General features: G+C 74.6%; 19 protein-coding genes and 1 pseudogene. 11 read left to right on the top strand and 9 right to left on the bottom strand.

All coding sequences use genetic code 11. The features are described from left to right. Nucleotides 1–222: 222 nt before the first annotated feature. On the bottom strand, nucleotides 223–618 hold the full coding sequence (locus IHE55_RS03730) for a DUF2267 domain-containing protein (protein WP_197987704.1): 396 nt from the start codon (nucleotides 616–618) through the stop codon (nucleotides 223–225). Between the two features lie 139 nt (nucleotides 619–757). Between IHE55_RS03730 and IHE55_RS03735 the strand changes: the two genes are divergently transcribed. Then, entirely contained in the window at nucleotides 758–1213 is a 456-nt protein-coding gene (locus tag IHE55_RS03735; protein ID WP_197987705.1) for an Hsp20/alpha crystallin family protein, read from the top strand. Between the two features lie 629 nt (nucleotides 1214–1842). On the opposite strand, the gene IHE55_RS03740 is transcribed toward IHE55_RS03735, so the two are convergent. Next, the gene (locus IHE55_RS03740) at nucleotides 1843–2721 is read right to left on the bottom strand and encodes a universal stress protein (RefSeq protein ID WP_197987706.1); all 879 of its coding nucleotides are present in this window, start codon (nucleotides 2719–2721) and stop codon (nucleotides 1843–1845) included. 678 nt (nucleotides 2722–3399) lie between these two features. Beyond that, a complete protein-coding gene (locus IHE55_RS03745) occupies nucleotides 3400–4023 on the bottom strand; it encodes a pyridoxamine 5'-phosphate oxidase family protein (RefSeq protein ID WP_197987707.1) in 624 nt (207 codons plus the stop codon). Nucleotides 4024–4600: 577 nt separating this feature from the next. On the opposite strand from IHE55_RS03745, the gene IHE55_RS03750 reads away from it, so the two are divergent. Next, nucleotides 4601–5668 (top strand): universal stress protein, encoded by a 1068-nt coding sequence (locus IHE55_RS03750; protein ID WP_197987708.1) that lies wholly within the window; start codon nucleotides 4601–4603, stop codon nucleotides 5666–5668. Nucleotides 5669–6129: 461 nt separating this feature from the next. Then, entirely contained in the window at nucleotides 6130–6978 is an 849-nt protein-coding gene (locus IHE55_RS03755; protein WP_197987709.1) for a YwqG family protein, read from the top strand. Nucleotides 6979–7129: 151 nt separating this feature from the next. Here the strand turns inward: IHE55_RS03755 and abc-f are convergent, their stop codons facing one another. Together abc-f and IHE55_RS03765 are read right to left on the bottom strand one after the other, a co-directional pair. Further along, on the bottom strand, nucleotides 7130–8764 hold the full coding sequence (gene abc-f, locus IHE55_RS03760) for a ribosomal protection-like ABC-F family protein (protein WP_197987710.1): 1635 nt from the start codon (nucleotides 8762–8764) through the stop codon (nucleotides 7130–7132). A 715-nt stretch (nucleotides 8765–9479) separates the two neighbouring features. Continuing rightward, nucleotides 9480–9707 (bottom strand): annotated as a pseudogene (locus IHE55_RS03765) (SCO5918 family protein); the annotation flags it as partial. A gap of 304 nt (nucleotides 9708–10011) precedes the next feature. Here IHE55_RS03765 and IHE55_RS03770 point away from each other — a divergent pair. Further along, nucleotides 10012–10215, top strand: coding sequence for a cold-shock protein (locus tag IHE55_RS03770; RefSeq protein ID WP_197987712.1), 204 nt, complete (start codon nucleotides 10012–10014; stop codon nucleotides 10213–10215). Between the two features lie 265 nt (nucleotides 10216–10480). Next, nucleotides 10481–11728, top strand: a complete 1248-nt coding sequence (locus tag IHE55_RS03775; RefSeq protein WP_197987713.1) for a serine hydrolase domain-containing protein — start codon at nucleotides 10481–10483, stop codon at nucleotides 11726–11728. Between the two features lie 179 nt (nucleotides 11729–11907). On the opposite strand, the gene IHE55_RS03780 is transcribed toward IHE55_RS03775, so the two are convergent. The 4 genes from IHE55_RS03780 to IHE55_RS03795 all read right to left on the bottom strand — a co-directional run bounded on the left by IHE55_RS03780 (nucleotide 11908) and on the right by IHE55_RS03795 (nucleotide 16383). After that, nucleotides 11908–12741: an MBL fold metallo-hydrolase gene (locus tag IHE55_RS03780; RefSeq protein WP_197987714.1), complete on the bottom strand. Its 834-nt coding sequence runs from the start codon at nucleotides 12739–12741 to the stop codon at nucleotides 11908–11910. Between the two features lie 493 nt (nucleotides 12742–13234). Next, a complete protein-coding gene (locus tag IHE55_RS03785; RefSeq protein WP_197987715.1) occupies nucleotides 13235–13621 on the bottom strand; it encodes a hypothetical protein in 387 nt (128 codons plus the stop codon). Next, nucleotides 13618–15351: an aa3-type cytochrome oxidase subunit I gene (gene ctaD, locus IHE55_RS03790; protein WP_197991765.1), complete on the bottom strand. Its 1734-nt coding sequence runs from the start codon at nucleotides 15349–15351 to the stop codon at nucleotides 13618–13620. The genes IHE55_RS03785 and ctaD overlap by 4 nt, the downstream gene beginning before the upstream one ends. A 426-nt stretch (nucleotides 15352–15777) precedes the next feature. After that, nucleotides 15778–16383 carry a hypothetical protein gene (locus IHE55_RS03795; protein ID WP_197987716.1) on the bottom strand — a complete coding sequence of 202 codons (606 nt, stop codon included), beginning with the start codon at nucleotides 16381–16383 and terminating at the stop codon, nucleotides 15778–15780. 448 nt (nucleotides 16384–16831) lie between these two features. Here IHE55_RS03795 and IHE55_RS03800 point away from each other — a divergent pair, with 448 nt between their 5' ends. The 6 genes from IHE55_RS03800 to paaN all read left to right on the top strand — a co-directional run bounded on the left by IHE55_RS03800 (nucleotide 16832) and on the right by paaN (nucleotide 23269). Beyond that, entirely contained in the window at nucleotides 16832–17248 is a 417-nt protein-coding gene (locus tag IHE55_RS03800) for a CBS domain-containing protein (protein ID WP_197987717.1), read from the top strand. Nucleotides 17249–17438: 190 nt separating this feature from the next. Further along, on the top strand, nucleotides 17439–18641 hold the full coding sequence (locus IHE55_RS03805; protein ID WP_197987718.1) for a hypothetical protein: 1203 nt from the start codon (nucleotides 17439–17441) through the stop codon (nucleotides 18639–18641). A gap of 58 nt (nucleotides 18642–18699) precedes the next feature. Further along, nucleotides 18700–19281: a hemerythrin domain-containing protein gene (locus IHE55_RS03810; protein ID WP_197987719.1), complete on the top strand. Its 582-nt coding sequence runs from the start codon at nucleotides 18700–18702 to the stop codon at nucleotides 19279–19281. A 239-nt stretch (nucleotides 19282–19520) separates the two neighbouring features. Continuing rightward, entirely contained in the window at nucleotides 19521–20810 is a 1290-nt protein-coding gene (locus IHE55_RS03815) for an MFS transporter (protein ID WP_197987720.1), read from the top strand. Nucleotides 20811–20863: 53 nt separating this feature from the next. Next, on the top strand, nucleotides 20864–21427 hold the full coding sequence (locus IHE55_RS03820) for a TetR/AcrR family transcriptional regulator (protein ID WP_307826501.1): 564 nt from the start codon (nucleotides 20864–20866) through the stop codon (nucleotides 21425–21427). A gap of 156 nt (nucleotides 21428–21583) precedes the next feature. Beyond that, nucleotides 21584–23269 (top strand): phenylacetic acid degradation protein PaaN, encoded by a 1686-nt coding sequence (gene paaN / locus IHE55_RS03825; protein ID WP_197991767.1) that lies wholly within the window; start codon nucleotides 21584–21586, stop codon nucleotides 23267–23269. The last annotated feature ends 7 nt before the right edge of the window (nucleotides 23270–23276 follow it).

A 23276-nucleotide genomic window follows, 5' to 3' on the forward strand; every position in this document is an offset into this window, starting at 1 on the left:
GGGGACGTGCGCCGGAGCCACCGCCCGCGGGGCCGCGCCGCGGACGGTGGCTCGACGAGGCGCGGTCCGGCGGAGGACGGGCGGAGGGGGCGGACGGAGGACAGCCGGGCGGAAGGATCCGGGTGGAAGACGTCCGGACGGGAAACGGCCCGGACGGGCCGGCGAGGGTGGGCCGCGAGCCGGGTGGGCCTGGCACCAGGGGCGGACCGAGGGCGCGGGCGCTCAGTCGGTGAGGTCGGGTTTGCCGAAGAGGACCGCGTAGCCGGAGGGAAGCTGGCTGATGATCTGGTTGAGCTCTCCGCCGGAGATGGCGTCGGCGAGGGTGCTGAGCACCGCGCTGGCGTCCCACTGCGCGGTACGCGGCCGGGCACCGGTACGGTCGGCGACCCGGCGGCAGAACTCCTCCACGCCGAACCGTTCCGCCGGCCGCTCCCGGCCGCCCGCGGTGAGCGGGGGCCGCATGGCCTCGGGCAGCTGCGCGGCGAGGTCCTCGGCCTCGCCGGGGGTGATCCGGTGGGCGAGGATCTCCAGGACGGCCGCGGTGATCTCGGCGGCCTCCTGCTGGTCGGCGTACTCGCCACGCTCGCGGACGCGGGCCAGGAACTCGTCGTACCTCATCGCCCACCTGCACCTTCCGTCTCGGCCGGGTGCCGATCTGAAAATCGTCACCGATGGGGCGATTATGGGCACAGCAGGTGCCGTGCGGCACGTCCGGCGTGTCACGGCGCGGAGGCCTCCGGGAAAGGGGTTGATCGGTATGGCGCATCCGGCGCACCGCCGGCACAGCGGCCCGGGCGCGGACCCGTTCCGCGAGTTCCACGAGCTGTACCAGCGCATGGGTCAGCTGTGGCAGACCGCCGTGCCGGGAGGGGGCGGCCTGGTGCCACCGGGCGCGTGGGTGCCGCCGGCCGACCTGGAGGAGACCGAGGACGCCTACCTGCTCCAGGTCGAGCTGCCCGGGGTACGCCGGGAGGACGTGACGGTCGAGCTGAACGCCGGCGAACTGTCGGTGCACGGCGAGGTCCGGGAGCGCGAACGCGCCGGGGTCCTGCGCAGCGGGACGCGGCGGACCGGCCGCTTCGACCACCGGGTGTCCCTGCCGCGGGACACCGACGCCGAGCACGTCACCGCGGAGCTGCGGGACGGCGTGCTGACCGTCACCGTGCCCAAGGCGGAGCGGAGCAGACCGCGCCGCATCGAGATCACCGGCTGACGCACACTCCACCGGCCGGCCCGCACCGGCCTTGGGGTGGGCGGGCCGGCCCGGTCGGCCGCTCCCGCCGTTTGCTCGCGCACCGCCCGGCGGCCACGCACCCCGCACGCCCCGCCGCGCGCCCGTCGTGCCCACCCCGGACCCCGAACCGGCACCCCGGAACTCGTGCCGGACCCCGGTAGAGCGCGAACCGGCGGGCCCGCCCGCGCACGGCCGCGCCCGCGCATCCGGCGGCCCGGGACGTCTGAGACCGGTCCGGCGGCCCGGACACGTGATGCCGGTGCCGGGGGGCCCGTCGAGCAGCCCGGGCCCCCGGCACCGCCGGGAGCCGGGAAGCGAGCCGGAGCACGACCGGGCGGCCCGGCCCGCACGCCGGCGGGCCGCCCGGATTCCCGTCGGGCCCGACCACGCGGACCGGCAGGTGCGCGACGAGCCGGACGCGACAGCCGCCGACGGCCGGCACCGGGCAGCGGCTGAAGGCCGCACGGCGCGCTCCCTGACAGGGTCCGGCCAGGGGCAGCCACGCACCCGGCACGGCTCGAGGGCAGGACGGGGGCACGCCGGGCGGTACGCCGCCCGGGCGCGTCGGCAGGGAGGCGGTACGGGGGCGACGGGCCCGGGGCCCCCGATCAGCCGGGGACGACCGCAACGGCCGCCGGGGCGTGGTGGAGGACGGCGTGCACGGTGGAGCCGAGGCGCCGCAGCCGTGCGTCCGGGTCGTGCACCCCGACCACCGTCAGGGCTGCCCGGCCGCCGTTCGACACCAGGACCTCCGGCGCGGAGCCGATCTCCACGTGCTCCACCACCGGTACGTCCGGGTACTCCTTCCGCCACGGCTCCAGCGCGTCGGCCAGCTCCCGGCGCTGCAGCGGTTCCAGCCCCCCGGCCTCGTCGGCGAGCCGCATCGATCCGGCGTCCCAGGCGAAGACGGGCGGGATGGTCCAGGCCCGGACGGCGCGCAGGGTGGCACCCCGGGCGGCGGCCGCGGCGAAGGCGAACTCCAGCACCGGGTTGACGTCGCGGTCCCGGGACCCGGTCTCACCCACGCCGACGACCACCTCGTCGAGCGGGCGGGACGCCTCCCCGGGGCGGGGCGCCCGGGCCACGACGACCGGGCGGGTGGCCTGCCGCAGCACCCGCAGCGAGACCGAACCGAGAAGGTAGCCGAGGACCGTGCCGTGGCCCCGGGACCCCAGGACCAGCAGGTCGGTGCCGGCCCCGGCGGCGACCAGAGCGGGCACGGGTTCGTCGGCGAGCAGCTCGGTGGTGACCTCCAGCTCCGGGTGGGCGGTGCGGACCCGGGCCTCACCGTCCCGCAGCACGCCGAGGGCCCAGCGCTCCTGCAGGTCCGGATCGAGTGCCACGGCGGCGTCCAGCGGGTTCCACAGCCAGGCATGGACCAGGCGCAGGCTCATCCCGCGGCGGACGGCCTCGTCCGCCGCCCAGTCGGCGGCGGCCGCGGACTGGGCGGAGCCGTCCAGTGCGGCGGTGACGGTTCCGGTGGTCATGGTCTGTCTCCCCAAGGGGTCGTCGGCGCAGGACTCCACCCTGCCTCGCCGCCGCACCGGCGCGCGCGGGCCGTTGGTCCCGGGGTACGGGTCCCCCCGGGCCCGTACCCCGGGGGCCGCCCGGGCCACCCGACCGACCCGGACCCGATCGGATCCACCTGGACCGTGCGGGTCTGCCCGGCCCACCCGGGCCGTCCCGACCCACCCGCCCCGGGCCACCCTGACCGACCGAGCCACCCGACCGCCGGGACCAGCCCAGGGCCTGCTGCCTGGCCTTCGGACCCACCTGGACCGCGGACCTGGACCGTCCGGGCCTCCGTCCCGCCGGACCCCGACACCCCGCCGGGCCGGCAGACGCTCCGCCGGACCCGCACCGGGGCAGGCCGGGCGCAGGGCGGACGCCGTGGGGTGGGCGTCGCGTCGTGGACGGCACCGGGCGGAGGCCGTGGGATGAACGGAGGCCGTGCGGAGGACGCCGCAGGAGCGGCCGGATCCCGGCGTGGCCTGCACCCGCGGATACCGCGGGCACCGGGCACGCCGGCGACCCTCGCCTGCCGGCCACATCGGCGGCGCCGGACCGACGGGCGCACCGGCCGGGCAGCATCGGCCGAGCAGCACCCGCCGGGCGCATCGACGGGCCGGCCCACCGGCCACGTCGGCCGGGCCGGGACCGCCGGATCACAGGTGCCGGATGTACCGGCCGCTCACCTGGACCGGCACCACCCGGATCCACAGGTTCCGCGGGCCGCCCGCCCAGGGCCGGGCCCCCGGCCGCGCGGCGAGGGCCCGGACCGCCGCGGGGTCGCTGATGCGGTCGGCGGTACCGGTGAGGAGGACGCTCCAGCCTCCGCTGCTCCGGTCGTCGAAGTGGTCCGCCTCGAACGACAGCGGCGCTCCGGCGGTGACCGCCGCCGGGCTCTCCGGCTCCGTGCGGTAGACCACCGTCCGGGCGTCGACCAGGTAGTTCACCGGCAGCACCAGCGGTGCCGCCCGCGTCGGCAGGCCCAGACGGCCGATGCCGTGGGTGCCCAGCCGCTCCCAGCACTCCCCTTCCGGCAGCTGGGACAGCGCCGGGTGGGGCGCCGCCACCGACTGTCCCTCGGGAGCGTCGGGGCGGCCCCCGGTCAGCTCCTCGGCGGTCATCCCGAGCGCCTCGGCCACCCGCCGGACGGCGGAGGGGTCGAAATCACCGTCCAGCAGCCACAGCCGGCGCAGATAAGCCACCGACATCCCCGCCCGGCGGGCGAGTTCCCCCTCGGTCATCCCGAGCTGGCCCCGCCGTACCGCGGCACGGTCCGCCATGCTCTCCGTCGCGGGTGGGCCGCCCGCGTCCTCCCGCGCCCCGCGCTCTCCGCTCCGCACCGCTGGTCTCCCCTCGTCCGGCCCGGGAATGGTCCCCGCGCGCCGTACCGGGTCTCCTTCAAGGAAACCGACCGCACCGCGCCGGTGCCAGCCGGGACGGTCCACGACCGGCCGCGGGGACCGTCCGGAACCGCCCGGAAGCGTGCGGGACCGTCCGCCACCGGGGTCCCGACGCGGGCTCCGCGCCCTCCGGCCCGCGCCGGATGCCCGGCCCGGACGCGCACCCGGGCCCGGGCCGGACCCGCCCGGCCACCCCGCCCGGGTCCGCGCCGGCAGCCCTTCGGGACCGCGGCACGACGGCTCCCGGCGGCCGGTGACGCGCCCGCGGGCCCGGCGGCACCTCCCGCGGGCCGGCGAGCGCCGCTCCCCGGCCCGGCCGACGGCACCTCGGGCCTCGGCAACGGCACCTCGGGACCAGCGGCGGCGGCCAGGGACCTGCGGCCCCTCACGGAGGCGGCCCGCCCCGGCCAGGGTGGTGGGCGTCAGGCCCGATGCGCCCCGGAGGAGAAGAACCACCATGGTCCACGCCGTCACCGTCGGTATCGACGGGTCGCCGGAAAGTCTGGTCGCCGCACGGTGGGCCGCCGACGCGGCGGTACGCCGGGCGGTGCCGCTGCGGCTGCTGCGCGTGTGGGACCCGGACGATCCCCGGACGCGCCCGGCACCTCCGGAGACGGCTCGCCGATGGGGGGAGCGCATGCTGACCACCACCGGGCGCAGGATCAGACGCCACCACCCTGCACTGCCGGTGGACACCGCCTGGGTCCGCGGACAGCCGGTGGAGGCGCTGTGCGGTGCGGCGGCGGCCGGCGATCTGCTGGTGCTCGGCTCCCGGGGGCTGAGCGGTCCGCGCGGCTTCCTCACCGGGTCGGTCTCGCTGGCCGTCCTCGCCCACACCCGGTGCCCCACGGTCCTGGTACGCCCGCGGGCTACGGTCGCCGGCGGGGACCGCGGCCCGTCCGGTGACATCGTGGTCGGCGTGGACCTGTCCGGGCCCTGCGACGACACCCTCCGGTTCGCCTTCCGTGCCGCCGCGGAGTACGGCTGCGGCGTACGGGTGGTGCACAGCTGGGCCGCTCCGGCCGGGTACGGGCCGGACCCCGACGGCGCGCCGGACCCGGAGCCCGCGGCACCCCGGGAGGCCGAGGAGTCCGAACGCCTCCAGGAGGCCGAGGAGCCCGAAGAACCCGAGGACGGCAAGGGGCCCGCGGGGCACGAGGAGCCCACGGATCCCCGGCAGTTCGAGGACCACGCAGGACACGCGGGGCACGCGGAGTTCGCGGAGTTCGCGGAGTTCGCGGAGTTCGCGGAGTTCGCGGAGTTCGCGGAGTTCGCGGAACGGCGGCGCGACGCGCTCGACCGGGTGCTCCGGGGCTGGACGGAGAGGTTCCCGGGCATCCCGGTGACCGTACGCTGCCGCCCGGGCCGGCCGGCCTGGGACCTCGCGGAAGCCTCCCGCGGTGCCCGGCTGGTGGTCGTGGGGCGCCGGAACCGGCAGGCCCGCCTCGGCCCGCAGCTGGGCGCCGTCACCCACGGCCTCATCCACCACAGCCGCTCCCCGGTGGCCGTCGTACCGCACGACTGACCCGCGCCCGGCCGGACCGTGCGGCGGGCCCGGCCGATCACGCCTGGCCCGGCCGGGTCGCCGCTGTGAGGTTCGCGCCGATGGACGAGATGACCCGGCTCCGGCGGTCCGACGGTCCGGTGATCCGCCGCCGGCTCGCCCGCGATCTGTCCGCGTGTGGCGGAGGTTCCGGGCCGGGCGCGGCAGCGCGTCACCGGCCGCCGGGTTCCGGTGGCGGTGCTCGGCCGCGCCGTCGGTGGTGCCGCCCGGCGTCCAAGCCCCGGTCGCTCCGGTGGCTGCCGCCCGGCCGGGGACGAGGAGGATCACCGGCACAGGCCGCAGGTGTTCCACGAGGAGGCGGGCGGCGTGCTCGCACCGGGCCCCGGCGCCAACCCGCCCCGGGTCCGTACCCCCGGCCCGCACCGGCGCCGGGGCCCGCCCTGCCCGGCCGGCTGTCGGTGGCACCGTGCATGATCCTCGCCATGACGCACAGCACCACCGACCCGCTGCACGCCCTGGCCCATGAGCACCTGCCCGACGGGATCGCCGCCCGGTGGCTCGGACTGCTGCGGCCGAGCCTCCGTCTGGAGCGCGCCACGGACGCGGACACCCCCGTCGGACGGCTCGGTGGCCTGCCCGAGCTGCCGGAGGGGGTGGAGTGGCCCGTGTGGGAGGGGCACGGTCCGCTCTCCCTGGTGGCCTCCGTGGACTGCGCCGCGCTCCCCGCCGCCGGGCTGGACATCCCCCTGCCCACCGACGGCACGCTGGCCTTCTTCCACTTCGACGGCCGGCTGGACGACGGTGCGGCGGTGGTCGCCTCCGACGATCCGGACAGCTGGTCCGGAGCGAGGGTGGTGTACGTACCGGCCGGCACCCCGGTGACCCGCGCCGCCGCGCCCGAGGGACTGCCCCCGTACCCGGAGGTGCCGCTGGCGGCCCGGCTGGAGACCACGGCGCCCTACCCCTGGCACCCGGTGGTGTACCGGGAGTTCGCTCCCATGCCCGACGACCACCCGGTGTGGGGCGAGGAGTTCCGGGAGGCCGTGGACGAACTCACCGCCGGCACCGAGCACCGGCTCGGCGGCCATGCCACCCCGGTACAGGACGAGGTGGAGGCCGCGGTGGCCCGCCACGCCCTGGGCTGCCCGCCGTGGAACGACCCGCGGATCGGGCAGGAGGCGCTGCGCTGGGTGCTGCTCGCCCAGTTCGACTCCGACGACGACGCCGGCATGATGTGGGGCGACGCCGGGGCCCTCTACTGGCTGATGCGCCCCGAGGACCTGGCCCTACGCCGCTTCGACCGGGCGAGGTTCACCTGGCAGTGCGGCTGACCACCGGCCGTCCGGCCGCGCCGGGACACCACCCCGGGCACCCCCGCGCCGGAACCCCACCCCGGGGCCCGGCCCGGGGCCGTTGTCGCCCCGGACCGGCGTCCGGGCCGGTGCGGGTGTCCCGCCCGCACGGGCCCCGGGCGGCGCCGGCTCACAGCTCCGGGGGGCCGGTCTCGGTCAGCTCGCCGTCGGCCAGCCGCAGCCACCGGTCGATGCCGATCCGGGCGAGGAACGGTTCGTCGTGGCTCACCACGACGAACGCCCCCCGGTAGGAGGCGAGCGCGCTCTCCAGCTGGCCGGTGGAGACCAGGTCGAGGTTGTTCGTCGGCTCGTCCAGCAGCAGCAGTTGCGGGGCCGGGGCGGCGTACAGCACACAGGCGAGGGTGGCGCGCAGCCGCTCCCCGCCGGAGAGCACCGCGACCGGCAGATGGGCCCGGGGGCCCCGGAAGAGGAAGCGGGCGAGCAGCGTCAGCCGCTCCGCCTCGCTCCGCTGCGGGGCCCATGCGGTGAAGTTCTCGGCCACGGTGCGGTCGGCGTCCAGCAGGTCCAGTCGCTGTGAGAGGTAGGCGATCCGCTGGTCGGCCCGCCTGACCGTGCCGTCGTACGGGGCGAGATCCCCGTTGAGCAGGCGCAGCAGGGTGGTCTTGCCCGAGCCGTTGGGCCCGGTCAGCGCGATGCGTTCGGGGCCCCGGACGGTCAGGTGGATGCCGTCGCCGGCGAACTGGTCGCGGTCGCCGTGACGGACCCGCAACCCCTCGCCGTGGAAGAGGGTGCGTCCGGCGGGGACCTGGGTGTCCGGCAGGTCCAGGGTGAGGCGCTGCTCGTCGCGGAGGGCGCGCTCGGCCTCGTCCAGCCGGGTGCGGGCCTCCCCGACCCGCGCGGCGTGCGTGCGGCCCGCGCGGCCCGCGGCCTCCTGCGCGCCCCGCTTCATGGTGCCGGCGAAGATCCTGGGCAGGCCGGCGTTCTTGAGGTTGCGGGCCGCGTTGCCGGCGCGGCGCTCGGCCCGCTCGCGGGCCTGCTGCATCTCCCGCTTCTCCCGCTTCAGCTCCTGCTCGGCGTTGCGGACGTTCTTCTCCGCGACCTCCTGCTCGGCCTGCACCGCCTCCTCGTACGCGGTGAAGTTGCCGCCGTACAGGCGCAGTTCGGAGCGGCCGAGTTCGGCGATGCGGTCCATGCGGTCCAGCAGCGCCCGGTCGTGGCTGACCAGCAGCAGGCACCCGGACCAGTCCTCCAGCACGTCGTACAGGTGGCGCCGGGCGTCCAGGTCGAGGTTGTTGGTCGGCTCGTCCAGCAGCAGCACGTCGGGCCGCTTCAGCAGCCGGGCGGCCAGGCCGAGGGAGACCACCTGCCCACCGCTGAGCGTGCCCAGCCTCCGGTCGAGCGCGAGGTGTCCCAGGCCCAGCCGGTCGAGCTGGGCGCGGGTGCGTTCCTCGATGTCCCAGTCGTCGCCGATGGTCGCGAAGTGCTCCTCGCTCACGTCCCCGGACTCCACGGCGTCCAGCGCGCGGATCACCGGGGCGATGCCCAGGACCTCGGCGACGGTGAGGTCCTGGGTCAGCGGCAGGGTCTGCGGGAGGTGGCCGAGCGTGCCGTTCACGGTCACCGACCCGGCGGTGGGGCGCAGTTCGCCGGCGACCAGCTTGAGCAGGGTGCTCTTGCCGGCGCCGTTGGGCGCCACCAGGCCGGTGCGCCCACCGCCCACGGTGAAGGACAGCTCCTCGAAGACGGGAGTTTCGTCGGGCCAGGCGAAGGAGAGCTGGGAGCAGATGACGGTGGCGTCGGACATGACGAAGACCTCGGAGAAAAGGCCGGGCACGCGGAGCCCGCTGCCCGGGGCACGGGTGAAGGAAGGGACGACCGATCGGGCCACGAACGGCGGTGCTCCTGGGCACCGGCCGGTGGCCTGTCAGGTCCGGGTATCACCCGGAGATGTCGTCGTCACCCACCATGTCCGGCTCTCCTTCAGTCACAGAGATCTTCCGACGACTGTAGCAGCCGCCGCCGCGGCGTGGACGGCGGGCGCCGGGCGCCCCGCCCCGGGCGCGCCCCGCTCACCGGCCCCCGCGGCGCGCGGGAGGGCCCGGGCCCGGTCCTTCCGCCACCGCCCGCCCCGGCCTGCCCCGCGGTCGCGGCACCGGGTCCTCCGCTCCCGCCGCCCGGGGACCACACGGCGGCGAGCACGGATACCGCACCCTTGCGGCACGCCGGGACACCACACGCCCGCCGGGCGGCCCTCCGCGGCAAACGGCACGCATTCCCCGGCTCGGCCATACGAAAAGGCCAATCACTCGAAAGGGTGATTGGCGTCACCGTTTAGGCGGAGGCCACGCGGGAATTCCACCGGACTTCCGGTGGCCGGGAATAAAACCGTGCCGGAACGGCACGCGAACACGGACACCGCGGCGGTCCGGCCGACCGGGAAACCGGGTGTGCCCGCACAGACCCCGAACAGACCACGCCGACGTACGGGCGGCCGGCGCGGGTCCGCCGGCTCAGCCGCCGGAGCGGCAGGTGAAACCGAGTCGCTTCATCGCCCGGGTGACCTCGGCGGCGGTGAAATCCCGCCGGTCCTGCCGGGTGACCACGGCCCCGACCTGCTTGACGGGGTAGCTGCGCCGTCCGATCACGACGGACTCGCCGGTGATGGGCTCGGGCTTGACGCTCGTCATCGCCTGCTCCACCTCGCTTGCGGTGAGATCGAAGGGGTAACCGGCGATGATGCAGCGCATGCGGCCTCAGCAGGGGCGAGAAGGGGTGGAGCGGGGTGTGCTCAGCGTGACACACCCCGGCACGAACAGGAAGCGTCGGGCGGGCCGCCGAAATTTTTTCCGCGAAATACGCCGCCGCCCCGGAGACTGTGCTACCTTCGAATCAGTTGCAGTTGTGGTACCCATGAACTTTGTGTGCGCCTGACGAGATGTAACAGTCGGGCGCATTTTGTTTTTCCGGTCACTCCGGATGGGGTCATTACGGCGACGGGGAGGCGCGCGTCCCGCGCGTTTCCGGTACGGCCCCTTAACAGGAGGAGATCCTATGGCTACCGGCACCGTGAAGTGGTTCAACGCGGAAAAGGGCTTCGGCTTCATCGAGCAGGACGGCGGCGGCGCCGACGTCTTCGCCCACTACTCGAACATCGCCACCCAGGGCTTCCGCGAGCTGCGGGAAGGCCAGAAGGTGACCTTCGACGTCACCCAGGGCCAGAAGGGCCCGCAGGCCGAGAACATCGTTCCGGCCTGACGCCCCGGGCGTCCACAGCGGCGTCACTCGGGCAGGGTCCGCACCTCCAGCAGGTGCGGGCCCTGCCCTTTTTGCTGCCCGGTCCCGGTCCCGCACGGCATCCGCCCGGGACCGGATCAACCCTCCTCCCCCGCGCGGAGTCTTTCCCCGCGACGGCCTCCCGACGACCGACTCCGGCCCCCTTCCGGCGGCCCGGGGCGCGGGGGCCGCGGGGTGGCACCACCCCACCGACCGTACGAGGGGGAACACCGTGAGGAGCGGGCACATGACCTTACGACGAGCGGCGCTGAGCGGCGCGGCGGCAGTGGCGGTGGCGGCGATGACCGCCACCGCGCTCGCCGCACCGGCCTGGGCGGGTACCGGCCGGGACACCGGCCGCGGCACCGGCCACCAGGCACTGCACCGCGCCATGGAGACCGTGGTCGAGGGCGGGACACCGGGCGTCACGGCCCAGGCCCGGGACGGCAGGGGCGTGTGGCGCGCCGCCGTGGGCACCGGTGACCTGCGGACCGGGAAGCCGCGCGGAACCGAGGACCGGTTCCGCGTCGCCAGCATCACCAAGACGTTCGTGGCCACCGTGCTGCTCCAGATGGAGGCCGAGGGCAAGCTCGACCTCGACGACACGGTGGACCGGTGGCTGCCGGGACTCGTCCGGGGCAACGGCCACGACGGACGCGAGATCACCGTCCGGCAGTTGCTCAACCACACCAGCGGCGTCTACGACTTCCTCAACGACCAGGAGTACCTGGACACCTACGTCCTGGCCCCGGGCTTCCTCGAACACCGCTACGAGACCAGGACCCCGCAGGCGGCCGTGGACGTGGCCATGTCCCACGCGCCGGACTTCGCCCCCGGCACCCGGCACCAGTACTCCAACACCAACTACGTGCTGGCCGGCCTGATCATCGAGGCGGTGGGCGGCAACACCTACGAGGACGAGGTGCGCTCCCGCATCATCGGACCGCTGAAGCTGCGGGGCACCGTCATGCCGGGCGACACCTGGCACATGCCCCGGCCCAGCAGCCGCGCCTACTCGACGCTCTCCCTCGACCCGGCGGCGACGAAGATCTACGACGTCACGGAGCAGAACGCCTCGCAGTCCTGGGCCGACGGCGACATCATCTCCACCACCGGCGATCTGAACCGCTTCCTCACCGCGCTGCTCCGCGGCGAGCTGCTGCCGCCCGCGCAGCTCAAGGCCATGCTGACGGCCGTACCGGTGCCCGACGAGGAGTACAGCGGATACGGGCTGGGCATCGGCACCTACCGGACCAGCTGCGGCACCACGGTGTGGGGCCACAGCGGCGGCTGGCTCGGCTCGCTCTCCGAGGTGGTCTCCACCGCGGACGGGCGGCACAGCCTGGCCTACAACCTCAACGGGGACTGGAGCATGTCCGCCAGCCTGGTGGAGGCCGAGTTCTGCGGGGTGACGGGCGGGAGCGGCCGGGCCGCCGCCCCCGGCGACCGGCTCCCGCGGAAGCCCGACGCCACCGGGGTCCGCGCCGGACGCTGACCCGACGCCGGGCGCCGGTCCCGGCACCGTGGGCGACCGCGGTGCCGGGACCGGCGGCCCCTGCGCCATAGGCCGACGCCCGGCGCCGACGCACCGTGGTCCCGGCCCCGGCGGTTCACCGCCGTCCGCCCGGGCGGGCGGCCCGGGCGCCGGGGCCCCGGGCGGGCGGCCCGGCCGGCTCAGGCCGGCGCCTCGACCCTGACCCGTTCCCCGCGGCGGCACATCAGCACATCGGCCGGGAACTGCGAGCGCCGGGTCTCCGCCAGGAAGTCCGACAGCGGGGAGCGCATGACGGTGTAGTCCTCGTAGTGCACCGGCATGACCTGCCGCGGCCGGACCGTCCGCACCAGCCGGGCCCCCTGGGCGGCGTCCATGGTGACGAGCAGGCCGCCGGGGAGCCGGGTGCCGCCGAGGTGGACGACGGCGAGGTGGATCTCCGGGCAGCGGCGCGCGATCTCCTCGATGCCGGGGAAGACCAGGGTGTCGCCGGTGAGGTAGATCCGCAGCCGCACCGGTCCGCCCGGCGGTCCGAACTCCAGCAGGCTGCCCATCACCGGGGGCAGCAGCCGCCGGGCCGGCCCCGGGCCGTGCCGCCCGGGCAGCGCGGTCACCCGCACCTGCGCGTCGGCGCCGAGCAGCGCGTGGTGGTGCCAGGTGGGGAGGCCGGTGGCGCGGCTGAAGCCGTACAGGCCCTGGAGCCGGCGCGAGGCGTGCGGGGTGGTGATCACCGGCAGCGACCGGTCGAGGTTCCGCCGGGCCACCCGGTCCCAGTGGTCGCCGTGCAGATGGGACAGCACGACGGCGTCCAGGCGGGGCGGCAGGTCGCGCACCCCCAGGGCGGGTTCGGTCAGCCGCCGGGAGAACAGGCCCTTGCCCAGGTAGGCGTACTGACCGCGGTGCAGGAAGTTGGGATCGGTGAGCAGCGTCAGATCGCCGTAGCGGATCAGCAGGGTGGCGTTGCCGATGAAGGTGATCTCGGCGACGCCGCCGGGCAGGGGCGCTTCCCACTCCATCGGCTTCCTCCTTCGCCGGTCCACCGCCCCGCGTGCCGCCGGCCGCGCCCCGGGGCGGGCGGCACGGCCCGCGGGGGCCGGACCGGCACGGCGGCTGCGCACCGTACGGGCGTACGGCACCGTGCGCGCCGGCCGGCGGCCGCGTGCCCGCGGGCGGCCGCCGCAGGGGCCGTGGCGCCCCGTCGGGAAACCGTCCGCCGGTCCCGGCACCCCCACCGGGTCCCCGCCGACACCGGCACGAAACCCGCCGGCCGGCCGCACAGCGCCGACGGGCCCGGCCGGACCGGACCGCCGGCGGGACACACCGGTGGCCGGCGGGACACACCGGGGACGCACCGCCATCGGGGACACCACCGGCCCTGCGACACCGCCGGCCCGCGCGAACCACCGGACCGTGGAGGCCACCGGTCCGAGGCCCCGCCGGCTCGCGCCAACCGCCGGTTCGCGAAAGGTCACCGCCCCAAAGAGACCGGCGGCCCGGGGAAGCCGCCGGTCAGCGGGTGGTGCCGGTGCCGAGGAGGGCGGCGAGGCAGAGGATCGCCGCCGACACCAGAAGCACCGCGGTGGTGCACAGCAGCCGGCGGCGCAGCTGTTCGTACCGGGCGGTGTACTCCTCCTTCAGCTCCTCGCAGCGGGCCACCACCGACCGCAGGGCGGTCCGGGTGACCTCGACGTGCGCCTCGGCGAAGCGGCGGGCCACCTCCTCGTGCTGTGCCGTGGTGAGCCACGTCAGGCCGGCCGCGAACGCCTCGCCCTCCTCGCGGGCGGTGTGCAGCGCCGCCCGGCACATCAGGTACCCCTCGATCCGGGCGAGGCCGGCCGCGACGTCCTCCGTGCCGGTGCCGTCGGGCGGCTGCGGGACGGCGGTCCCCCCGGTCATGTGCGGCCCGGGTCCGCGGGGCCGCCGGGACGGTCCTTCGCCATGCCCTCGTCGGCGTCGAGGACGTCACGCTGGTCGCTGTTCTCGGCCTGGTCGATGGCGGCGATGTCGGGGTGGTGCAGGTCGAAGGCCGGGGATTCGGAGCGGATCCGCGGCAGGGTGAGGAAGTTGTGGCGGGGCGGCGGGCAGGAGGTCGCCCACTCCAGCGAGCGCCCGTAGCCCCAGGGGTCGTCCACCTCCAGCGGCTCGGCGTACTTGGCCGTCTTCCACACGTTGTACAGGAACGGCAGCGTGGACAGGCCGAGGAGGAAGGAGCCGATGGTGGAGACGGTGTTCAGCGAGGTGAAGCCGTCGGAGGACAGGTAGTCGGCGTACCGCCGGGGCATCCCTTCGGCACCCAGCCAGTGCTGCACCAGGAAGGTGGTGTGGAAGCCGACGAACAGGGTCCAGAAGTGGATCTTCCCGAGCCGTTCGTCGAGCATCCGTCCGGTGAATTTCGGCCACCAGAAGTGGAAGCCGGCGAACATGGCGAAGACCACGGTGCCGAAGATGACGTAGTGGAAGTGGGCGACCACGAAGTAGCTGTCGGTGACGTGCCAGTCGAGCGGCGGTGAGGCGAGCAGCACCCCGGTGAGCCCCCCGAAGAGGAAGGTCACCAGGAAGCCGGTGGCCCAGAGCATGGGGGTCTCGAAGGAGAGCGACCCGGACCACATGGTGCCGATCCAGTTGAAGAACTTCACCCCGGTGGGCACGGCGATGAGGAACGACATGAAGGAGAAGAACGGCAGCAGTACGGCTCCGGTGGGGAACATGTGGTGCGCCCAGACGGTCACCGACAGACCGGCGATGGCGACGGTGGCGCCGACCAGTCCGACGTAACCGAAGATCGGCTTGCGGGCGAACACCGGGATGATCTCGGTGACGACCCCGAAGAACGGCAGGGCGATGATGTAGACCTCGGGGTGCCCGAAGAACCAGAACAGGTGCTGCCACAGCAGCGCGCCGCCGTGGGCCGGGTCGAAGATCTGCGCCCCGAACTTGCGGTCCGCCTCCAGCGCGAACAGGCTCGCGGCGAGCACCGGGAAGGCCAGCAGCACCAGGGTGCTGGTGAGCAGCACGTTCCAGGTGAAGATCGGCATGCGGAACATCGTCATGCCCGGCGCCCGCATGCAGATGATCGTGGTGATGAAGTTGACCGAGCCCAGGATGGTGCCGAAGCCGGACAGCGCCAGCCCCATCACCCACAGGTCTCCGCCCACCCCCGGGGTGCGGGTCTCGCTCGACAGCGGCGTGTAGGCGAACCAGCCGAAGTCGGCCGCGCCCTGGGAGGTGAGGAAGGAGCTGACCGCGATCAGCGACCCGAAGAGGAACAGCCAGTAGGAAAGCATGTTCAACCGCGGGAACGCCACGTCGGGCGAGCCGATCTGCAGCGGCATGATGGCGTTAGCGAACCCGGCGAACAGCGGGGTGGCGAACATCAGCAGCATGATCGTGCCGTGCATGGTGAACGACTGGTTGAACTGCTCGTTGGAGATCATCTGCAGGCCGGGCCGGGCCAGCTCGGCGCGCATGAGGAGCGCCAGCACGCCGCCGAAGACGAAGAAGCCGAACGCGGTGACCATGTACAGCGCGCCGATCTTCTTGTGGTCCGTCGTCGTGATCCACGACACCGCCACGGCGCCGGGCGATTTCCACCGGGTCGCTGCCAGGTCCTCCGACTCAACCGCCATCGCCACTGTTGTCGATCCTCTCCGCCCGGCTGCCGGCAGCCGCACCACCGGCGGCGCTCTTCAGGGGTGGTGGGCAGCACGGTCCGCCGCACACCACACGCTGACCGTTGATATCCCACGAACGGCGCATGTGTCGGGATTAATCCGTTTGTGGGCGTGGTGGCCGAAACGGTGCGGGGAGAGGCGGGCGAAGGGGCGGGGGAGGGGCGGAGCGAAGTACCGGCCGGGCGGGGGTACGGGCACGCCCGCGCCCGGCCGGCGGCGCGGGCCCGGGTCGGTGGCCGGCCCGACCGGCACGCGACCCCGGGCAGGGACCCCGGGCGCGCAGCGACTCAGCCCGACGACCCGAGCCGCGCCGGGCTCGGGCCGGGCCGGCATCCCGGGTCGCACCGCGGTCGCGCCGACGGCTCGGACCGGGTCGGCGGCTCAGACCGGGTCGGCGGGGGCCACACCCAGCAGCTCGGTGAGCGGTGACCGGTGGAGGTCGGCGACCGGGGCGAGGAACCCGGGGTCGCGCAGCAGCCGGGCGGCCTGCCGGTCGTGCCGGTCCGGGGTGGTGAGCCGGGGGAAGGCCACCGGCCCGCCGGCCGTGTGCTCGCCGCCGTCCAGCGCGGCCACCGCGGCGCCGGCCAGGGCCGGGTCGGTCAGCAGGCACGCCGCCCAGCTGGCCACCACCTCGTCCACCCAGCTGCGCCAGGGCTGTCCGGCGGGGCCGGGCCGGCCGGTGCCGGCATCCGCGTCCACGTCCGCACGCTCCACGCCGGCACCCGGGTCCGTACCGCGGCCGCCCGCGCCGGGCCCGTCCGCGCCGGCGACGAAGAGCCGGTCCAGCCGGCCGGAGCCGCCCGGCCCCAGCAGCCGTACCAGTTCCACGTCGATCGCGGTCGGGTAGCGCAGCCACGCGGCGGCCGTCACGGCCTGCCGGGCCTGCGCCTCGGCGAGCGCCGCGCTCCAGGGGCCACCCAGGGACGGGTAGGCGAGAACCAGCCACCGGGTGGTGGCCGCTATGACGGGGGTGAGACCGGCGGTCACGTCGACCACTCCTGTCCTGCTCGGCGCGGGCGGCGTGGTCGGCACCGGCAACCGCGTGTGGTCCATCGGAGTGACGGCTCACGCTACCTCGCGAACCGGGCACAACGGGATGAGCTACGCCACTTCCCGCAGGTGACGGCGGTCGCACCCCCGGCGGTCACCCCCGGCGGTCGCACCCGCCGCAGGAGGGGCCCGGCCGGCGTCCCGGCACCGCCGACGGACACCCGGCCGGGGTGAGGGGGCCCGAACGGCCGCCCGCCCCGGCCGGGTGGCGCGCCCGCCGGGGGCCCGCGGCGGCAGCGGCCCGCCCCGGGAGGCGGCCAGCGGATTGGTACGTATAGCGCGAACGGAAGCGTGGAACGCGGAAGGGGACAAACCGCTCGCCGCCGGGGCCGGGACCGGACCGGCGGCGCGCGATACGGAACGCACGACGGAACGAGGAGGCGGCATGACCACCGCACGCGAGATCATGACGGCCGGAGCCGAGTGCATCGGCGCCGAGGAGACCGTCCTGGAGGCGGCGAAGAAGATGACCGAGCTGGGTGTCGGCGCGCTCCCCATCTGCGGCACCGACAACAAGCTCAAGGGCATGCTGACCGACCGGGACATCGTGGTGAAGGTGCTCGGGGCCGGCAAGGACCCGGCGTCCTGCAAGGCCGGGGAGCTGGCCCAGGGCGAGGCGGTGACCATCGGCGCCGACGACGACGCGGCGGAGATCCTTCGGACCATGACCTCCCACAAGGTGCGCCGGCTGCCGGTCATCGACGGCCACGACCTGGTGGGCGTGGTCGCCCAGGCGGATGTCGCCCGGGCGCTGCCCGACCCGCAGGTCGGCGACCTGGTGCAGGCCCTGTCGAGCGACTGACCACCCGCCCGCGGCACTCCGACCGCCGCACCGACCGCCACCGCCCGGACCCCGGGCGGTGGCGGCGGATGGGCCGGTGGGGTGGCGCACGCCCCGGACGGCCCGTCGGACGGGCCGTCCGGGCGCCGAGCGCCCAAGCTGGGGAATCGGGGCCCGTCCCGGTCCGAGCACGGTCAGACAGGAGTTCCGCATGCCGTTCAACCCCCTCCAGCAACGAGGCATCCCGCTCGACCGCCAGGTCCGCAACTGGCGCGAGCTGAACGTGGCACCGATCGACCCCGACCACAGCGACCCCTACACCCGCTGCCGGATCATCACGATGAACGGCATCGAGGTGGAGGCGATCCTCTTCAGCCACCAGATGGCGCGGCACTGTCCCGACCCCGAGGTCAAGCGGCAGCTGGCGAGTGTGCGGTACGTGGAGGCCCAGCAGCAGAAGGCGGTGAACTGGCTGCTGCCGGGGGTGTCCTCGGTGCTGGAGACCACCATCGCCTACGAGCAGGTGGCGGTGGACCTCACCGCCTGGGTGGCCCGCATGGAGCCGGACCCCTACCTGAAGCAGGCGTACGAGTTCGGGGTGCTGGAGGACTTCGACCACCTGTACCGGTACGCCAACCTGTACGAGATGATCGAGCACCGCAAGGCGGAGGAGATCGTCCGGGGCCTCACCGAGGTGATGCCGGGCCGGCCCACCAAGTTCCACCACCGGGACCCGGTGGACAACGTCCGCGACCCCTACGACCGGAACCGGACCGACCCGCTCTCCAAGCTGCACGCGCTGACGATCATGTCGGCCGAGCAGCAGACGATGAACTTCTACATGAACGTCGGTCCGCAGTACATGGAGCCGATCGCCCGCCAGCTGTACCAGGAGATCGGGCTGATCGAGGAGGAGCACGTCACGCACTACGAGTCCTTGGTGGACCCGGGCGAGACGTGGTGGGAGCAGCTGGTCAACCACGAGTACAACGAGTGCTACCTCTACCACTCCTTCATGGAGCAGGAGAGCGACCCGAAGGTGAAGGCCATCTGGGAGCTGCACCTGAACATGGAGCTGGAGCACCTGCGGCTCGCCTGCGACCTGATGCGCCGGCACGACGGCCGCGAGCCGGAGCAGGTCCTCGCCCCGGAGCTGCCCGAGCCGGTCACCTTCGAGCCCAACAAGGAGTACCTGCGGCAGCTGCTCGACACCCAGATCGACCTCACCACCCTGGGTGCGGGGTACGTGCGGGAGGCGCACGAGCGCTTCGAGCGCATGCAGCAGCTGCTGAACAACGGGGACCGGCCGCCGAGCGAGCGGGTGATGGAGGAGCACGCCCGGATGGTGGGCGGCGAGTACCGGGTCGAGACCGAGGGCGAGCACCCCGTCCCGGCCCTGCGCGGCGGTCGCTGACACCGCGGACCCCGAGGAGAGACACCGGAGGTTCGTCCTCCGCGAAGGGAACACACACATGACGCAGAACGCGCAGGACGCCGACACCGGCCAGGACGACGTGGTGGCGCTGCTGATGCGCCAGCACGGCGACATCCGCAACCTCTTCGACGAGGTGGAGCGCACCACCGGTGACGAGCGGCGGGACGCCTTCCGGCGGCTGGTCCGGCTGCTGGCCGTGCACGAGACGGCGGAGGAGGAGGTGGTCCACCCGGCCGCGCGCCGCGCCTTCGACGGCGGCGAGCAGGCCGTGGCGGACCGGCTGGAGGAGGAGCGGCTGGCGAAGGAGACGCTCAGCCGGCTGGACGGGATGGACCCCGGTGACGCGGCGTTCCTGCCCAAGCTGCTGGAGCTGCGCGAGGCGGTGACGGCGCACGCCAGGGCCGAGGAGCGGTACGAGTTCCCGCAGCTGCGCCGCCACCTTGAGCCGGCGAAGCTGGCCCGGCTGGCCAAGGCGGTGAAGGCCGCGGAGGCCACCGCGCCCACCCGCCCGCACCCGGGGACGGAGAGCGCCGGCAAGAACATGGCGCTGGGCCCGGTGGCGGCGGTGATGGACCGCACCCGGGACGCCGTCCGGCGGGCGATGGGCAGGGACGGCTGACCCGCCCCGCCCCCCGGTACGGGAACGGCTCCCGCCCGGCGGCGGGACCACCCCCTTCGACGCGCCGGCCCCCCCTGGGCCGGCGCGTTCGCCATGTCCGGGCGCGGGACACGTCCCGGGGTGCGCGTTTGACAGGTCCCGGCGGCAGTGCCCTACAGTAAAAATCTAACAGTCGCTCAACATGTTGCGATCGTTCAATTTCCTGTCGGGCGCTCGATCGACCGGAGGAGTGTGCCCCCGTGGCCAATCCCTACCGAGAGTTGTTCCGCGCGCCGGGTTCGGTGGCCTTCTCGGCCGCCGGGTTCGTGGCGCGCATGCCGATCTCCATGACCGGGATCGGGATCATCACGATGCTGTCGCAGATGCGCGGCGAGTACGGGCTCGCCGGCGCCGTCTCGGCGACCTTCACGCTCTCCATGGCGTTCTTCGGACCGCAGGTCTCCCGGCTGGTGGACCGGGTCGGCCAGAGCAAGGTCCTCCCGCCGGCCACCGGCCTCAGCGTCCTGGCCACCGGCGCCCTGCTGCTGTGCGCCCGCTACGACGCGCCGGTGTGGACGCTGTTCGTGTTCGCGGCGATCGCCGGCACCCTGCCCAACATGGCCGCGATGGTCCGCGCCCGGTGGACGCACGTCTACCGCGACTCCCCCAAGCTGCACACCGCGTTCTCGCTGGAGTCGGTGGTGGACGAGCTCACCTTCGTGGTGGGCCCTGCGCTCTCCGTCGCCCTGTCCACCTCGCTCTTCGCCGAGGCCGGGCCCCTGGTCGCGGCGGTCTTCCTGACCGTGGGCGTGCTGATGTTCGTCCCGCAGAAGAGCACCGAGCCGCCGGTGCCGGCGGACGGCGGGTCCACCGCGTCCTCCGGCGGCTCGGCGATCCGTATCGGCTCGGTGCGGCTGCTCGCCCTGACCCTGGTGGCGGGCGGCACCATCGTGGGCACCGTGGACGTGGTGAGCGTGGCGTTCGCCGAGGAGCAGGACGCCCCGGCCAGCGCCGGCATCGTGCTGTCGGTCTACGCCGTCGGCTCCGCCCTGGCCGGGCTGGTCTTCGGCACGCTGAAGCTCTCCACCCCGCTGCCCCGGCTGCTGGCGCTGGGCGCCGCGGGCACCGCGGTGACCACCCTGCCGATGCTGCTGGTGGGCAATGTGGCGACGCTGGCGATCGCGGTGTTCTTCTCCGGTCTGTTCTTCGCCCCCACCATGATCACGGTGATGGGTCTGGTGGAGAAGACCGTCCCGCCCTCCAAGCTCACCGAGGGCATGACCTGGGCCATCACCGGTCTGAGCGTGGGCGTGGCGCTGGGCGCCGCGGTGTCCGGCTCGGTGGTGGACCGGCACGGCCCCGACGGCGGGTTCCTGGTGGCCATCGCGGCCGGCTGCGCCACCCTGCTGCTCGCGCTGGTCGCACAGCGTCCGCTGACCCGGCGGCTCGCCGAGCACGCCGCGGACGTCCCGCCGGCCGGCACGACGGCGGACGCGGAGCCGGCGAACGCCCCCGCCGGGCTCACCGACGCCACGAGCCCTCATCCGTGACCAGCGGGTATCGTCCTGGCAGCGGGCAGTTGCGGGCAGCGAGGAGCACGGGAGTGAAGGTGACCGGGCCGACCACCGACGGGCGCCGTCTCAAGGGTGAGCGGAGCAAGCAGGAGCTGATCGAGGGCACCATCCGCGTCGTCGCCCGCCAGGGCGTCGCCGGGGTCAGCCACCGCGCCGTCGCCCGGGAGGCCGGCCAGCCCGCCACGGCCGCCGCCTACCACTTCAAGAGCATCGACGACCTGCTCACCGCCGCGCTCACCCGATGTATGGCCGAGGACGCCGAGCGGATGCGCCGTCTGGCGGCGCGCACCGACGGCGCCGAGTCGGGCCTTCGGGAGCTGGCCGAGCTGATGTGCACGGTCGTGGCGCACCCCGAGCACCTGCTGGCCGAGTACGAGCTGTACCTGCTGGCCGCCCGGCGCCCGGAGCTGCGCGGACCGACCCAGGAGTGGCTGGCCGCGGTGACCGAGTTCGGCAGCCGCTACACCGACGACGCCGTACGGCTCCGGCTGCTGGCCGGCGCCATGGACGGCCTGCTGATGCAGGCCCTGCTCACCGACGAACCCCCCACCGCCGACGAGTTCGAAGCACTGCTGCGCACCATCTTGTTGTGACCACCGTACGGGGTGCCGGCGCCCCCGTCCCGGCGCCCCGTACGGTTCCCCTCCGTCCCGGGCCGGCCCCCGTCCGGCCCGGGACGACCCGCGCCCCCCGACCCCGTCCGCCCTGGGACGGGCCCCAGCGAGGAGCACGCGTTGCTGACGGACCTGATGAACCAACACCAGCCCCTGCTCGACCGCGCCCTGGAGGTGCTGCGCACCCGGGAACACTGGTCCCCCTATCCCGAGGACACCGAGGCGTACCGCGAACAGGACGCGGCGGCCGGGGAGCGGGCCTTCCGCGGGCTGCTGCGATTACCCTTCGACCTGGACCAGCCCGGCACCGACGGCGTGGTCGGCCCCGCGCCGGAGACGGGCGGTGAGTCCTCCCCCTACGGCTTCCCGCTGGGCATCTCCTACCCCCACGGCGACCCCGACGTGCTGCTGCCCGCGATGCGCGCCGCCATGGCCGGCTGGCAGGCCGCCACCCCGCTGGAGCGGGCCGTGGTGTGCGCCGAGATCCTCGCCCGGATCAACGCCCGCAGCCACGAGTTCGCCCACGCCGCGGTGCACACCAGCGGCCACAACCCGGTCATGGCCTTCCACGCCGGCGCGGTGCACGCACAGGACCGGGGCCTGGAGGCGGTGGCACTGGGCCTCGCCGAACAGACCCGGCTGCCGGCCGCGTTCCGCTGGCACAAGCCGCTCCCCGACGGCAGCGTCTTCTCGCTCGCCAAAACGTTCAGCCATGTCCCGCTCGGTGTCTCCCTGCTGATCACCGGCGCGGTCTTCCCCACCTGGAACGGCTACCCCGGGCTCTTCGCCTCCCTGGTCACCGGCAACGCCGTACTGGTCAAGCCGCACCCCCGGGCGGTGCTGCCGCTCGCCCTGACGGTGCGGATCGCCCGCGAGGTGCTGCGCGAGACCGGCTTCTCCCCCGACCTGGTCTGCCTCGCCGCCGAGCGTCCCGGGGAGCGGCTCGCCCGCCGGCTCGCGCTCCGCCCCGAGGTGCGGATCATCGACTACACCGGCAACCGGGAGTTCGGCGACTGGCTGACCGGGCACGCCCGGCAGGCCCAGGTCCGCGTCGCCACCTCGGCCGTCAACTCGCTGCTGATCGAGTCCACCGCCGACTACCGCGGGATGCTGGACAACCTCGCATTCACCCTCGCCCTCTACAGCGGCCAGCTGTGCACCAGCCCGCAGAACCTGCTGATCCCCCGCGGCGGCATCGACACCGACGAGGGCCGCAAGAGCTACCGGGAGGTGGTCGCCGACCTCGGCGCGGCCCTGGACGCGCTGCTCGCCGACGACGCCGGCGCGGCCGGTGTGCTGGGCGCGCTGTACGCGCCCAGCGTGGTGGAGCGGGTGGACAAGGCGGGCGCCGGCCTCCTCGGCGAGGTCCTCCACCCCTCCCGCGCCGTCACCCACCCGCGCCACCCCGGCGCGGTGATCCGCACCCCGGTGGTCGTCGGCCTGGACCCTGACCGCCCCGAGCAGGCCGCGACGCTGCTCACCGAGCACCTGGGCCCGGTGTACTTCGCCGTCGCCGTGGACTCGGCCGAGGCGGGCACCGCCTGGCTGGGCCGGGCCGCCCGGGAGGCCGGCGCGCTCTCCGCCGGGGCCTGGACCACCTCCGCCGAGGTCGAACGGGCGCTGCGGGAGACCTGCGCCGACTGCGGGGTCACCCTCTCGCTCAACCTCTCCGGCGGCTGGTACCTCACCCAGTCCGCCATCTACTCCGATCTGCACGGCACCGGCCTGAACCCGTCGGGCAACACCACCTACGGCGACCCCTCGTTCGTCACCGGCCGGTTCCGGACGGTCGCCGTGCGCCGCCTCACCGACACCCGCTGACCGTGCC

Source organism: Streptomyces pactum, assembly GCF_016031615.1.
Classification (GTDB): Bacteria; Actinomycetota; Actinomycetes; order Streptomycetales; family Streptomycetaceae; genus Streptomyces; species Streptomyces pactus.

Bases quoted from the DNA above. Each gene is read 5' to 3' on its own strand.
- IHE55_RS03730 (WP_197987704.1), bottom strand. From the start codon at position 618: ATGAGGTACGACGAGTTCCTGGCCCGCGTCCGCGAGCGTGGCGAGTAC.
- IHE55_RS03735 (WP_197987705.1), top strand. From the start codon at position 758: ATGGCGCATCCGGCGCACCGCCGGCACAGCGGCCCGGGCGCGGACCCG.
- IHE55_RS03740 (WP_197987706.1), bottom strand. From the start codon at position 2,721: ATGACCACCGGAACCGTCACCGCCGCACTGGACGGCTCCGCCCAGTCC.
- IHE55_RS03745 (WP_197987707.1), bottom strand. From the start codon at position 4,023: ATGGCGGACCGTGCCGCGGTACGGCGGGGCCAGCTCGGGATGACCGAG.
- IHE55_RS03750 (WP_197987708.1), top strand. From the start codon at position 4,601: ATGGTCCACGCCGTCACCGTCGGTATCGACGGGTCGCCGGAAAGTCTG.
- IHE55_RS03755 (WP_197987709.1), top strand. From the start codon at position 6,130: ATGACGCACAGCACCACCGACCCGCTGCACGCCCTGGCCCATGAGCAC.
- abc-f (WP_197987710.1), bottom strand. From the start codon at position 8,764: ATGTCCGACGCCACCGTCATCTGCTCCCAGCTCTCCTTCGCCTGGCCC.
- IHE55_RS03770 (WP_197987712.1), top strand. From the start codon at position 10,012: ATGGCTACCGGCACCGTGAAGTGGTTCAACGCGGAAAAGGGCTTCGGC.
- IHE55_RS03775 (WP_197987713.1), top strand. From the start codon at position 10,481: ATGACCTTACGACGAGCGGCGCTGAGCGGCGCGGCGGCAGTGGCGGTG.
- IHE55_RS03780 (WP_197987714.1), bottom strand. From the start codon at position 12,741: ATGGAGTGGGAAGCGCCCCTGCCCGGCGGCGTCGCCGAGATCACCTTC.
- IHE55_RS03785 (WP_197987715.1), bottom strand. From the start codon at position 13,621: ATGACCGGGGGGACCGCCGTCCCGCAGCCGCCCGACGGCACCGGCACG.
- ctaD (WP_197991765.1), bottom strand. From the start codon at position 15,351: ATGGCGGTTGAGTCGGAGGACCTGGCAGCGACCCGGTGGAAATCGCCC.
- IHE55_RS03800 (WP_197987717.1), top strand. From the start codon at position 16,832: ATGACCACCGCACGCGAGATCATGACGGCCGGAGCCGAGTGCATCGGC.
- IHE55_RS03805 (WP_197987718.1), top strand. From the start codon at position 17,439: ATGCCGTTCAACCCCCTCCAGCAACGAGGCATCCCGCTCGACCGCCAG.
- IHE55_RS03810 (WP_197987719.1), top strand. From the start codon at position 18,700: ATGACGCAGAACGCGCAGGACGCCGACACCGGCCAGGACGACGTGGTG.
- paaN (WP_197991767.1), top strand. From the start codon at position 21,584: ATGAACCAACACCAGCCCCTGCTCGACCGCGCCCTGGAGGTGCTGCGC.